The organism is Janthinobacterium breve (assembly GCF_051380895.1).
Taxonomy (GTDB): Bacteria; Pseudomonadota; Gammaproteobacteria; order Burkholderiales; family Burkholderiaceae_D; genus Janthinobacterium.
On the sequence record NZ_JBNYXY010000003.1, the window covers coordinates 1 to 13,274 of the forward strand.

Genomic DNA, 13,274 nt, shown 5'->3' on the forward strand with positions numbered 1-13,274 from the left:
CAGGCGTTCCCAATTAGGCGCCTCTTGGTGTTCTGTCAAAAAATGCATCGCGTCATCAAGCATGTATCGCAGGTTAACAGGCTCTTCTGACGTTTACAAGCCGGAAAATAAAAATGCCGTTCAGTCTTAACTGAACGGCATTAGGCCTGCGGGCCGCCCTTTTTATTGGCGCTCGCCATCTCCAGCCACGCACCGGCATGGTGCAAAAACACCTTGTATCGACCTTGCAAGCTTGTAAATTCGGGCATGAAAATTGCTCATAAGAAAACACAAACTTGGCTGACGAGAAGGTAGTGCACGCATGGTGGGCAGAATCTCGCGCATGATCGGAAAATTGACGGTGGGGCGCAAACTGGCGCTGATCTACTTGCTCGATCTTTCTGCCGTCATCTTCATTTCCGGCATCCTCATCAACGAAAAATACATCGCCATCGACTTTTCCCGCAAGGAGATGGCGGGCAATGCCTACATCGCCGCCATCCGCGATACGCTGCTGCCGCTGACGCGGACTACGCTGCAGCCCGGCGCGCAAGCGGCGGCCGTGGAGCAGGCCGAACACCGATTTGGTGCGGACATGCGCAGCGGTGAACTGAGTGCGCAATTTGCTGCCCTGCTGCGCCAGGGAGAAGCCGATGCCGGCATGCCGGGCGACAGCACTGCCCCCTCGCCCGCCTTCGTTGCCGGGCGCGAACTGCTCACGCGCGTGGGCAACCAGTCCAACCTGATCCTCGACCCTGACCTGGACAGCTACTACACCATGTCGCTGGTGATCTTGCGCTTTCCCGAGCTGCTGGAGGTGATCAACAGCACGCGCGACCTGGCCTTGCAGCTGGCGACGGCGGAAGGCATGCAGCGCCAACGCTTGCAAACCCAGTTCCTGATCCTGGAAGGCCGCATGGACGCCACCATGGGCGGCATCGGCAGCGACTACACGGAGGCGTTCGCGGCCAGCACGCCGCTGCTGCGCAAACACCTGGATGGCTCGCGCGCGGCCCTGCAGCAAGCCGTGGCGCAGTTTCGCGCCAGCACCCAGGCGCTGGCCGGCGCGCCTGCCCATGCGGCCGGCAGCGCGGCGCTGGCAAGGCATGATGCGGCGGCCGTCGCTGCCCTGCAGCGTGCCTGGCGCGCGGCGGAAGACGAATTGCACCGTTTGATCCAGCTGCGCGTGGACGGCTTTTTCACACGCATGTGGCTGCATCTGGGCACGGCCGTGCTGCTGCTGGTGATGATATTGGGCCTGGTGTTTTTCGTCGCGCGGCAGATCGCCCTGCCCATCCGCCGCCTGGCGCGCGTGGCGCAGGAAGTGCGCGAAACGGGCGACCATAGCCTGCGCGCCGTCTGGGACAGCGAGGACGAAACGGGGCGCCTGGTCAGCGCCTTCAATACCATGCTGCAGCAGCTCGACTTCCAGCGCATGGCGCAGCAGGAACTGGTGGCGCGCGCCAGCGCCGCCGACGCACAGCGCCAGCTGGTCGACGCCATTCCCATCCCGCTGATGGTCACCTCGATCCCGCATCACCAGGTGCTGCACGCGAACCAGGCCGCGCACGCGTGGCAGGGCGGCCTGGAACTGGACCCGTGGGTGAGCGGCATGAGTCCGCAAGCCCGTTCGCGCTTCTTCCAGCGCTTGAGCGACCTGGGCGCCGTCGATGAATTCGAGGTGAGCTGGAGCGGCGGTGGCACGCCCACCTGGGCCCTGATTTCCGCGCGTCTGATCGACTACCAGGGCCAGCGCGCCGTGCTGTCCACCTTCACGCCGATCAACAAGATGAAGCTGATGGAATCGCGCCTGGAACTATGGGCCAAGGTTTTCGAGGCATCGGCCGAAAGCCTGATCGTGATGGATGCCGGCATGCGCATCATCACCGTCAACCAGGCTTTCCGCCGCCATTCGCTGTACGACATGGTGGAGCTGATCGGCAAGCGCCCGGCCTTCCTTCTCGCGCCCGACAACAGCCCCGAGCAGCTCGACAGCCTGCGCCGGACCCTGGCGCGGCGCGGCTACTGGCAGGGCGAGATCTGGGTGCAGCGCAAGTCGCTCGAAGCCTATCCCGCCTGGCTGGTGATGAACGCCGTGCGCGACCTCGATGGCGTCACCACGCATTTCATCGCCAGCTCGCTAGATATCAGCGAACGCAAGGCCAGCGAACGGCAGATCGAGCACATGGCCCATCACGATGCGCTGACGGGCCTGGCGAACCGCCACGTATCGAAGCTGCGCCTGGCGGCCGCCATCGCGCAGGCGCGCCGCAGCGGCGAAAAGGTGGGCGTGCTGTTCGTCGACCTGGACCGCTTCAAGCACGTCAACGACGCGCTGGGCCACCATGTGGGTGACGCGCTGCTGCAATCGGTGTCGGCGCGCCTGCTGCAGCTGGTGCGCGAAGGCGATACCGTCAGCCGCCTGGGTGGCGATGAATTCGTCGTCATCCTCAACGGCATCGGCGATGCCGCATCCATCGGCGCCCTGCTCGACACGCGATTGATACCGGCCATGCGCCAGCCGCATCAGGTGGAAGGCAACGAGCTGTATGTCTCGTGCAGCGTGGGCGTGGCCATTTACCCGGACCACGGCGACGACATGGATACCCTGATGCGCCACGCCGACGCGGCCATGTACCAGGCCAAGAGCGGCGGGCGCGATCATGCGCGCATGTTCACGCCGCAGATGCAGGAGCAGCAGTTGCAGCAGCTGCACCTGGAAAGCGATCTGCGCCACGCCATCGAGCGGCAGGAACTGGTGCTGTATTACCAGCCGCGCATCGATGCGAAGAGCAGCCGCCTGAATGGCGTGGAAAGCCTGATCCGCTGGCAGCATCCACAGCACGGCCTAATCGCGCCCGACAACTTCATTCCCGCCGCCGAAGAGTCGGGCCTGATCGTCTCCATCGGCGCGTGGGTCATCCGCGAAGCATGCCGCCAGCAGCTGGCCTGGCGCGAGGCGGGCACGGGCGACATCGCCGTATCGATCAACCTGTCGGCCATCCAGCTGAAAAGCGGCGGCCTGGTGGCCACCTTGCGCGAGGTGCTGCGCGAGTTTCCCGTCACGCCGGGACAGATCGAATTCGAACTGACCGAATCGATCCTGATGGACAATGTGGACGACACCATCGCCACCCTGCGCGCCATCAAGACACTGGGGTTTGCACTGTCGATCGACGATTTCGGCACCGGCTATTCGAGCCTGAACTACCTGTGCCGCTTCCCGCTCGACAAGCTGAAAATCGACATGAGCTTCGTGCAGAATATCCACGGTTCGCCGCAAAACCTGGCGGTGACGAAAACCATCATCGGCCTTGGCCATACCCTGGGCTTGACGGTCACCGCCGAGGGCGTGGAAAGCGCGGCCGATGCCGACGTGCTGCGCCACGCCGGCTGCGATGAATTGCAGGGCTACTATTTTGCCCGGCCCATGCCGCAGGCGCAATTCATGGCATGGCTGGCGCAAAGCGCCGCGCCTTGCGCCGCCTGACACTTCCCGTGGAGCGCCTGCAACGCGCGCGCTGGATTTGAGAACGCGCGGTGCGCCGCCAGGGCGCATGAATGCAGCAGGGATACCGGAATTGGTATTGACATCGCAAAAGAAGTCATTTGTGGGGCAAAGTCATTCCAACCTACCATGTTTCTGAGCAAGTTCCAGCTCTGGCGGCGACTGCCGCAGCGTTCTCAACATAACTAAAATACAGGTGGAGACAAGATGAACCAATGGATGGCAACGGGCACCCGCACGCCCAGGCAAAACACACGATTGACCTTGAAGGCCACGGTGGCCGCCCTGGCCGGCGCCGGCCTACTGAGCAGTGCTTCCGTCTGGGCACAACAGGCGCCCGCCGTGGAGACACCGGCGGCAGAAGCGGTAGAGACGGCACCCGCGCAGGCCGCAACGCCAGCCGACAATGCCGGCATCGCCGTGGTGGCCGTCACGGGCGTACGCAGGGCAGCACAGAGCGCACAGACGATCAAGAAAAACAACGACCAGGTGGTCGACTCTATCGTCGCCGATGAAATCGGCAAATTCCCCGACAAGAACGTGGCCGAGATCCTCGGCCGCGTGACGGGCGTGCAGATCCGCCGCGAAGGCGGCGAAGCGGGTTCCGTCATCATCCGCGGCCTGCCCGGCGTGGTGACCTTGCTCAACGGCCGCGAAATGTTCACGTCCGTAGGCCGCAGCCTGTACCTGGCCGACATCCCGACGGCCATGCTGCAGCGCGTGGACGTGTACAAATCGCAGGGCGCCGACATGGTCGAAGGCGGCACCGCCGGCGTGGTCGACGTGCGCACCAACCGCCCGTTCGATTTCAAGGGCTTTACAGCATCGGGCAACGTGCGCGCCGAGCACCGCGACAAGTCCGGCTCGACGGACCCGAACGTCAGCGGCATGGTCTCGAACCGCTGGAAGACCCAATACGGCGAATTCGGCGCCCTGCTCGGCCTGTCCTACCAGCGCAGCAAATATTATGACGAGACGATCTGGAACGCCGAACCCGTCAAGCGCCCGGAAGCGGGCAACATCACAGGGCCCGATTCCGTCGGCATGATCCCGACCGTGGGCGACCGCAAGCGCTACGCGGCGAATGCCGCCTTCCAGTGGCGCCCGAACTCGCAGGTGGAAGTGTATGCAGAAGGCATGTCAACCCTGATCAAGCACGCCTTCGACAGCCAGTTTTTCGTCGGTTCGCTGCCCTGGGGGCAGAATCCGGACATCACCCTGATCCCCGGCACCAATCAGGCGGCCACGGTGGGCAAGATCAACGGCTCGTCGTCACCGTTCACGCTCGGATCGACCCAGGCGCGGCGCGACCGCTCGATCGGCTCCCAGGGCGCCATCGGCGCGCGCTGGGATATCACACCGCAGCTGCGCGCCACAACGGAACTGGCGCGCACGGTCAGCAACTTCGAGCGCGAATTCCCCATCCTCGACTTCCTCGCCCATCCGACCAGCATCATCGGCAGCACGAATGTCAACGGCGGCGCACAGATCAGCTACCCCGGCTACAACATGACCGATCCGAAGAACTACACCCTGCTCGGCTTCTACGATAACCACAGCCACGACGAAGGCAGCTCGACCGACTGGCGCGGCGACGTCACCTACGACATGGACAGCACGGGCTTTTTCCGCGAATTCTCGGGCGGCGTGCGCCTGGCCAAGCGCAAGGCCGAATCGATCCGCGAAAAAAATGGCCAGGGCGGGCTGACGTCGATCATGACTGCGGACGCGATTCCCGGCCTGGCGTGCACCTCACACGACAACACGGGCAACTTCGGCCTGCAAAGCTGGCTCACGCCGTGCCGCGACTTCATGCTCAACAACACGGGCGTGCTGCGCCAGCTGTTTACGGGCAGCAGCGAACGCAGCCCCGACGATCCGATGACCCACTACAAGGACGTGGAAAAAACCAATGCTGTCTACGGCAAGGCGCGCATCGGCTTTGACCTGGCGCAAGTACCGGTCGATGGCACCTTGGGCGTGCGCGTGGTGCAGACCAAGCAGGACTTGCAAGGCAATTCCTCGCAAAACGGCATCGTCACGCCAGTGCGCGTGACGACCTCGGACACGGACGTGCTGCCCAGCATGACTCTGAAAGCCATGCTGCGCCAGGACCTGATCGCCCGCATGACCGCCGGCAAGGCCGTGCAGCGCCCCAACTTCGCCGACTTCAACCCCGGCGTGAGCCTGGGCCAGAGCCTGGAGATGGTGCGCCCGGCAGGCAGCGGCGGCAATCCCGACCTCAAACCGGTGGAAGGCAAGAACTTCGACGTGGCGCTGGAATGGTATTTCGCGCAGACGGGCTCCGTCACGGCCACCGTGTTCCGCCACAACTTCAAGAATTACATCCTGTCTGGTTCGGCCAAGGAAACGTATGGCGGCATCGTGTACGACATCACGCGTCCGCGCAACACCTCGAAGGGCCATCTGCAAGGCCTGGAAATGGCCTACCAGCAGTTCTACGACAAGCTGCCCGGCTGGATGAGCGGCCTGGGCCTGCAGGCCAACGCCACCTACATGACGGGCGAGCTGGAAGAAGTCGATGGCGGCGTGCACCCGTTCACGGGCATGTCGAAGTGGTCGGCCAATATCGTCGGTCTGTACGAACAGGGACCGTGGTCGGCGCGCCTGGCCTACAGCTGGCGCGATAAATATGTCGACGACTACAACTACCGCGGCAAGGGCATCCACCTGACCGTGGCGCCGACGAAAACCCTGGACGCGTCGGTGTCGTACAAGCTCACCCCGCACACCACGGTGACCCTGGACGCCAACAACCTGCTCGACTCGACCTACCGCGACTACCACGACACGCCGGACTATGTGCGCGATGTGCGGCGCTATGACAAGGTCGTCGGTCTGTCCGTCCGCTGGAGCTACTAGTGGCCACCTGAGCAAACCGGCTGCGCGGCGCGCTTTGCGCCCGGCGATGCTCACGGCACTAAAGTGCCGCTGCGCTTCTCGGCCACAAATCACTGCCGCTCGCGCTGGTTTTGCCAGGCGTCGAAACGTCGTTGAAATTCATAATTTTTTCTTCCTTGCGAGGGTTTCAGCGCCAGCCGGCAACGGTTGGCGCTTTTTTTTGCATTGAGGAATCTATCGGATATTGGAATTGATCTGGCGCAAGGTACCGCCGCCGGAGCGCTTTTATGCTGGCAGCTTGACTAGCGAACCCGGCGGGGACAGCATGCGCGATGCACGGCACGTCGAACCACAGTTGTTTCAACCCGACATCCCGGTGCGGCTCGACATGCGCACTGCGGCGCTGGTCGAGCATGCGCTGGCCTTGCAGGAAATGGCCGGCACGGGCGCCGCCGCCCTGTTCCTGCATTGCCACGACGTGCCGCTGCCCACCGCCTTGCGCGTGCTGACGAAGGGACCGCGCCGCACACCGGCCGGGCCGCACCTGTTTACCCGCCTGCGTCCGCGTACGGCTGCCCAGGCGCAAGGCTTGCCGCTACCGGCGCGCTGACGAATCCTGTACCATCGCCGCAAGCTATTAATCTGAGGCACAGCGATGCAGGCAGCGACACCCCACGACTCCTATGCGGCACTGATGGCCCTGATCAAGGCGCGCCATGCGGAACTGAGCCCGCAATTCCAGGCCGGTGCCCGCTACCTGGCCGATCATCCGGACGAGGTGGCCGTGTCCTCGATGCGCAGCATTGCCGCGCGCGCGCAGGTGCAATCGGCCGCCCTGGTGCGCCTGGCGCAGCAACTGGGCTTTGCCGGCTGGCCGGAACTCAAAGCCATCTTCGTCGAACGCTTGCGCGCGGGGCCAAGCGGCTACGCGGCAAAAGCCGGTGCGCTGGCCGGCAAAGAAGGGAAAGAGCGCGACTTGGTCACCGAAGTATTCGCGGTGCAGCAGCACAACCTGGCCGCCACGGAAAGCGCCAACCACGCCGCCCTGGACGCGGCCGCCAATCTGCTGCAGGCGGCGCCCCGCGTGCACGTGGCGGGCTTTCGCGCCGCCCACCCCATCGCCTACACCTTGCACTACCTGTACCGGCTGCTGCGCCCCAGCGTGCAGCTGTTGAGCGGCCAGGGCGGCACCCTGGAAATGGACTTGCGCGCCCTGCAGGCGGGCGAAGCCGTCGTCGTCGTCAGCTTCGCGCCGTATTCCAGCGAGGCGCTGCTGGTGGCGCAGGCGGCGCGCCAGGCCGGCTGCCAGCTGGTCGCCATCAGCGACAGCGCCATGTCGCCGCTGGCCCTGCAGGCTGACGCCAGCATCGTCATCGCCGTCGACAGCCCCTCGTTCTTCCCCTCCATCGTGGCCGGCGTCGCCGCCGTGGAAAGTCTGGTGGAATTGCTGGTGGCGCGCGCGGGGCCGGACGCCGTGCAAGCCATCGGCGCAGCGGAAAAGCAATTGCGGGCGCTGGGCGCCTATGCAAAAACATCAAATGATGTAAATTAAAAACAAATACATCATTCGTTGCAATGCAGTGCGCAGCATCCTATAATCGGCCATCCCCCCTTGCCGATAAGAAAGCGATGCCATGAGCCATGTCTTCCACCGCAGCCTGACCGCCAGTTATCCCGTCGCCGCAGGCGGCGATGGCCCTTACCTGATCGATGCCAATGGCAAGCGCTACCTGGATGCCTGCGGCGGCGCGGCAGTCTCGTGCCTCGGCCATGCGGATGCGGCCGTGATCGCCGCCGTGCAGCAGCAGATTGCCACAATGGCTTACGCGCATAGCTCATTTTTCACTACCGAACCGATGGAACAGCTGGCCGATTTCCTCGTCGCCCGGGCACCAGACGGCATCGACAGCGTGTATTTCGTCTCGGGTGGCTCGGAAGCGGTGGAAAGCGCGCTCAAGCTGGCGCGCCAGTATTTCGTGGAGCGGGGCCAGCCGCAGCGCCGCCATGTCATCGCGCGCCGCCAGAGCTATCACGGCAACACCCTGGGCGCGCTGGCCACGGGCGGCAACGCCTGGCGCCGCCAGCAATTCGAGCCGTTGCTGGTCAAAGTGACCCATGTGTCTCCCTGTTACGCCTGGCGCGACCAGCCAGCCTATGAAACGGATGGCGACTACGTGGCGCGCCTGGGCCAGGAGCTGGAAGACAATATCGCCGAACTGGGCGCGGACAAGGTCATGGCCTTCATCGCCGAACCCGTCGTCGGCGCCACGGCCGGCGCCCTGCCCGCCGTCACCGGCTACTTCCAGCGCATGCGCGACATCTGCCAGCGCCACGGCATCCTGCTGATCCTCGACGAAGTCATGTGCGGCATGGGCCGCACGGGCAGCCTGTTCGCCTGCGAGCAGGAAGGCATCACAGCCGACCTGATCTGCATCGCCAAAGGCCTGGGCGCCGGCTACCAGCCCATCGGCGCAGTCATGGTCTCCAAGGACATCCGCGACACCCTACGCGCCGGCACGGGCTTCTTCCAGCATGGCCACACGTATATTGGCCACGCCACCGCCTGCGCCGCCGCCCTGGCCGTGCAACAGCAGATCGAGGAGCGCGATTTATTAAGCAATGTACGCGCCATGGGCGGCTTGCTGAAAGAGCGGCTGCATGCGCGTTTCGATGGCCATGCGCACTTGGGCGACATCCGCGGCCGCGGCCTGTTCCTGGGGCTGGAACTGGTGCAGGAGCGCGCCAGCAAGCAGCCGTTCGACCCGGCGCGCCGTCTGCACGCGCGCATCAAGACGCTCGCCATGCAAAACGGACTGATGTGCTACCCCATGGGCGGCACCATCGACGGCCTGCACGGCGACCACATCCTGCTGGCGCCGCCCTACATCATCGACGCCAGCCACGTCGATGAAATCGTCGACAAGCTGGGCATGGCTATCGACGCCAGCCTGCGCTAACCGCGCCCGCTGTTGCCCACCGTAGACATCAGGCTGGCGCCGCAACTGGTCTTGTGCCCGTCAAAGGCCACGGGCACGCCATCGATCAGTACCTGCGGATCGCCCTCGGCGATCACGCAGCGCACGTGGCCTTTTATCGGGCACATGCAAGGATCGCCCTTGCGCGCCACGGCCACGCCCAGCACCGTACTGTTCGGCGCAGCCCCCACCACCTTGCCGCCATGGCTGGTGGGGTCGTTCAAACGGATCACACCGCGCATGGTTTTCTCCCTGGATAGCTAAGGCGCTTCATTGCGAAAACCCCTGGTAATACTCGCGCGCATCGTGGCGCAAGCCCCACCAGGGCAGATACGCATGGTTGCCGCTGCGCGCTCGGAACCACGGTTTGTCGGGCTGGATCGGCCGCACGACGGCGGGCGGCGCCACCACCAGCGCCACGGGGGCAAGCAGGTCGCTGGTGCCGGCCACCAGCACCGGTTTACCGAAATGGTGCGCGTAGGCGATGCCCAGCGCCACGTTCGTCAGGGCCGTACCCGCGCCTGTCTCGCCCAGCACGGCGGTCAAATTGAAGCTTTGCTTGAGGAAATCGAATTCCGGCAATTGCAGGGTGAGCGTCTGCGCCAGCGCACCCAACCGTGCGGACGAATCCTTATGTGTATTGCCCGCGTCGTGGATGAGATAGCCGACCTCGCTATCACGCCTGTTCGCCTTCGCGGCGGCATCTTCGATGGCCGCCGTCCACGCCTGCACCAGGCGCGGTGGTTCGCCTTTTTTGACTTCAAAATCGGCAACCTGTTTGGTACTCGGATAGCCGAGCCACGCCAGCGGCGCGCGCTCCGTCTTGTAATCGGGACCGGCCAGCACCAGCAGCACCAGGTTCTCGTTGATCTGCCGGTCCAGAGGCCGGCTGGGCGCATCCCAGTTCATGGCCCAGACGGTTTCCTTGGGATGGGCTTGCAAATAGTCGAGCGCCGCAGCCAAGGAGGTAAAACCGGCGTTGGGGCCGCCCATGGTGACGCGGACGTCGGGTGGGGTGGAGCGGGTCCAGAGGGTGGGAGAGTGAACGTTGCCGATGCTAAAAGTTCTTGCAACTCTTTTGCGCACAAATGCTATCGTTTCTACCGGATCGAGCTTACCTTCTGGCAGGGCATATTCGATATGGATACCAGCCAACTCTCGCCAGCGTGATTTGTCCTCAGCTGAGTGAACATTGTAGAAATATTCTGGATCAGAGTAATACACATCATGGTACAAGTTCATTAACTCATTAATGTATTTTTCATGGTATCCATCGAAAGTTTCAGAGCCTTCATTGCCTATGGCAATGGGGGCGATACTTTGCAACTTAGAATATTTTTCAGGTTTTTCTTTTACCATGTCATCGTTCGAATTCGGTCGTACCAGGCCGAGGGTCCAAAGTAGCTGCCACTCAGTTGGATAGTCTCTACGGTGTAAAGGGTTTAACCATTGCAACCCGACAACCTGAGCTAGAAATGGTCGCTGCGCTAAAGATCCATTAATAGGAACGACAGGAATCACTATGTTTGTCGATGTACATAAACGGGCGCAAGCTGACAAAACTAAAACAATCAGAAATGCACCTAGTATAGATAACAATATAGATCTAGCCATGACATTATCTCCAACAAGATAAAATAGTTATTTAATATTTATGTATTTATATAAAATTTAATTTCCCTTCATAAAAATGCTCGTTCACCGGAATTAGGATGAGAATCAAGAGCAGGGTTCTCTCTCACGTCAACTATGGATACAGGAAGACTACCTTCTCCAGCAGTCTGCTGAGACCATTGAGTGATGGTCAAACCATGCAATTTCCCGTCATTAAAATATTCTTCGAACAATTTAGCGGATTCAGTATTATTTAGCGCTCTCAACAACCGCCAATCCGCCGCCACCCTCAACTTGCGCAGCTGGTCCGGCTTGATGCGGCACACGCCCACCGCCACGTCATACGCCAGCGCCCGCTCTGCGTGCATGGGGTTGGTCAGGATCGTGGAATGGTCGGTGGCGTAGGCGCCGGCCTGGCTGGCCATCATTTCCCCTATCCGCGTGCTGCGCCATTGCAGGAAGTCGGCGTCGGGCGTGGCGTTGGGCATTTCCTGCTGCACTTTTTGGCCTGCGGGACTTTTCCCTTCCCGTACGGCTTGCGCGCGTATCACCGCGCGCTGCTCGAATCGCAGGCGCGCCTCGTCATCGGCCGTGCCCTTGGCGATGTCCATGCGTTTGGCTTCGCTTTTCCCCGCCTGCCCCTGCAGGCCGCCGGGAGGAATCTCATGATCGGCAAGGTAATCGTCGCCGGGCGCGCGCTGCTTGCCGGCCTGGCGCGATTCGCCGAGCGGCTCGTAGCCTTCGTCGAATTCCTCGCTTGTCTGGCCAAAGCGCAAGGACTGCGGCTTGAAGGGCGGCAGCAAGTCGGGCGCACTCAGTTCGATTTTCCAATCTTTGTGGGGCGAGGCATTGCAAGGGCTTTGAGCCAGGCCCGTTGCCACGATAAACAAGGGCGAAAAACCGACCGTCAGGATGGTGGAAAAGGAGCCCTGGCTGGCCTCGACACCCTGCTTGATGGAATACAACGCATATTTCTGCGCCGGAAACCAGAAGTCCTTGCCGCCCGGCGTGGGCTTGCGCCAGTGATCGGTCCAGTAGTGATAGCTGCCCTGCTTGCCCACCTCAAACCCCTGGGCAAACACGCGCTGCACGCAGACGCCTGCGGCCCCGGTGGCAGCCAGTTCGCCGCCGTCCTTGCTGTCCTTGGCCAGCGAACCCGACAGGCCACGCCAGCCGATGCCCTCGATGGCGACGGACGACACCACCACGTCGTGCGGATTGCAATAGATGGTCACCCTGCCATACGATGATTTCTTGCCGCCCCGGGCGGCGCCGGCAATCCCGTACTGCTCGCGGTCCGCCGCAGCGGAAAAACCGTGCTGCGCATTGGCCATGCAGCGGTCGATTTCCTCGTCTGTCTGCGCCTCGCCCAGGCTGGCGCGCCGGCCGATGATGGCAAAGAAGTTTTTCAAGGTGGCGATGCGCGCCTGCACCGTCACCCTGCCCGTGCTGCCGTCCGCCGCACGCAGATTGCTGGCCACCCAGTTCTCGGCGCTATTGCGTTTCGCCAGGCTGTACGGTGAATTGCAGATGACATAGTTATCGGCCACGCAAGGAACGCCATCGGCCTTGGGCAGGCGGGCGCCGAGAAAGGCGGCCGCCATCGCTACCATCGTGCCCTGGCTGTGGCACACGATGGTGACGGGCACGTCGGCCTGCTGCTGGCGGATGGCTTCGACCAGCTTGGCCAAACGATAGGCAGCCAGCACGAAATACGGGCGCGGCGGGCAGCTGAACACTTGCCGTTCCGGGAAGGGATTCATGTGCTGGATGGTGTTCCACAAGAATAAACCCTCGCTCAGCCCGTCCTTCCACAAGTCCGCCAGCGCACTGCATCCATTGGCAAACGGCCCGCCGCCCCAGTAGTCTTCTTCATTCAGGTAGATGCCCTTGCCGTATTTCTGCAGTTCCTCGCCGGAAGCCTTGTAGCCCCAGCGAAAACGGATCACGGGAGAAAAAGTGCCGGCATCGTGGATCAAGGTGTCGGCCGACATCTCGGGATGGAGAAAGCCTTCGGCCGTGATCTCGGCGCCATAATTGACCGCCTTCAGTTCGCCGCCCTCCACGCCACGGTGCTGCAGGTGATGGCAGGAACGCTTGAGGCGCTCGTTGAGGCCGTTGCACAGGCCTTCTTCCGCCGCCGCGTACCACTCGCCATCGGAATTGACGCCGTGCACGAAGATAATGACGCCGGGCAGCGGCAGCTGCTGCAGCGTGTCCCAGTCGCTGCTCTGGAAATTGGCGCTACAGGAAAACTGACCGAGGATATCGATTTTGGGGTCGTCGCACAGCGGCGGGTGAGGATCGAACAGCATGGTGTGTTCTCCGATGTCGGG

General features: G+C 62.7%; 8 protein-coding genes. 5 read left to right on the forward strand and 3 right to left on the reverse strand.

Translation table 11 applies throughout. The features are described from left to right. Nucleotides 1–322: 322 nt before the first annotated feature. From ACQ4W0_RS05410 to ACQ4W0_RS05430, 5 genes are all read left to right on the forward strand, one after another. The gene (locus tag ACQ4W0_RS05410; RefSeq protein ID WP_436575838.1) at nt 323–3,469 is read left to right on the forward strand and encodes an EAL domain-containing protein; all 3,147 of its coding nucleotides are present in this window, start codon (nt 323–325) and stop codon (nt 3,467–3,469) included. Nucleotides 3,470–3,694: 225 nt separating this feature from the next. Then, nucleotides 3,695–6,370 carry a TonB-dependent receptor gene (locus tag ACQ4W0_RS05415; protein ID WP_436575839.1) on the forward strand — a complete coding sequence of 892 codons (2,676 nt, stop codon included), beginning with the start codon at nt 3,695–3,697 and terminating at the stop codon, nt 6,368–6,370. Between the two features lie 277 nt (nt 6,371–6,647). Continuing rightward, the gene (locus ACQ4W0_RS05420) at nt 6,648–6,959 is read left to right on the forward strand and encodes a hypothetical protein (RefSeq protein WP_436575840.1); all 312 of its coding nucleotides are present in this window, start codon (nt 6,648–6,650) and stop codon (nt 6,957–6,959) included. 45 nt (nt 6,960–7,004) lie between these two features. Further along, a complete protein-coding gene (locus ACQ4W0_RS05425) occupies nt 7,005–7,901 on the forward strand; it encodes a MurR/RpiR family transcriptional regulator (RefSeq protein WP_436575841.1) in 897 nt (298 codons plus the stop codon). An 82-nt stretch (nt 7,902–7,983) separates the two neighbouring features. Next, on the forward strand, nt 7,984–9,306 hold the full coding sequence (locus ACQ4W0_RS05430) for an aspartate aminotransferase family protein (protein ID WP_436575842.1): 1,323 nt from the start codon (nt 7,984–7,986) through the stop codon (nt 9,304–9,306). Here the strand turns inward: ACQ4W0_RS05430 and ACQ4W0_RS05435 are convergent. From ACQ4W0_RS05435 to ACQ4W0_RS05445, 3 genes are all read right to left on the reverse strand, one after another. Continuing rightward, on the reverse strand, nt 9,303–9,566 hold the full coding sequence (locus tag ACQ4W0_RS05435; protein WP_436575843.1) for a PAAR domain-containing protein: 264 nt from the start codon (nt 9,564–9,566) through the stop codon (nt 9,303–9,305). The genes ACQ4W0_RS05430 and ACQ4W0_RS05435 overlap by 4 nt on opposite strands. 28 nt (nt 9,567–9,594) lie before the next feature. Next, nucleotides 9,595–10,317 (reverse strand): hypothetical protein, encoded by a 723-nt coding sequence (locus ACQ4W0_RS05440; RefSeq protein ID WP_436575844.1) that lies wholly within the window; start codon nt 10,315–10,317, stop codon nt 9,595–9,597. A 689-nt stretch (nt 10,318–11,006) separates the two neighbouring features. After that, nucleotides 11,007–13,253, reverse strand: a complete 2,247-nt coding sequence (locus ACQ4W0_RS05445) for a T6SS effector phospholipase Tle3 domain-containing protein (protein WP_436575845.1) — start codon at nt 13,251–13,253, stop codon at nt 11,007–11,009. Nucleotides 13,254–13,274: the final 21 nt, after the last annotated feature.

Bases quoted from the DNA above. Each gene is read 5' to 3' on its own strand.
- ACQ4W0_RS05415 (WP_436575839.1), top strand. From the start codon at position 3,695: ATGAACCAATGGATGGCAACGGGCACCCGCACGCCCAGGCAAAACACA.
- ACQ4W0_RS05435 (WP_436575843.1), bottom strand. From the start codon at position 9,566: ATGCGCGGTGTGATCCGTTTGAACGACCCCACCAGCCATGGCGGCAAG.
- ACQ4W0_RS05445 (WP_436575845.1), bottom strand. From the start codon at position 13,253: ATGCTGTTCGATCCTCACCCGCCGCTGTGCGACGACCCCAAAATCGAT.
- ACQ4W0_RS05430 (WP_436575842.1), top strand. From the start codon at position 7,984: ATGAGCCATGTCTTCCACCGCAGCCTGACCGCCAGTTATCCCGTCGCC.
- ACQ4W0_RS05425 (WP_436575841.1), top strand. From the start codon at position 7,005: ATGCAGGCAGCGACACCCCACGACTCCTATGCGGCACTGATGGCCCTG.
- ACQ4W0_RS05440 (WP_436575844.1), bottom strand. From the start codon at position 10,317: ATGGGCGGCCCCAACGCCGGTTTTACCTCCTTGGCTGCGGCGCTCGAC.
- ACQ4W0_RS05410 (WP_436575838.1), top strand. From the start codon at position 323: ATGATCGGAAAATTGACGGTGGGGCGCAAACTGGCGCTGATCTACTTG.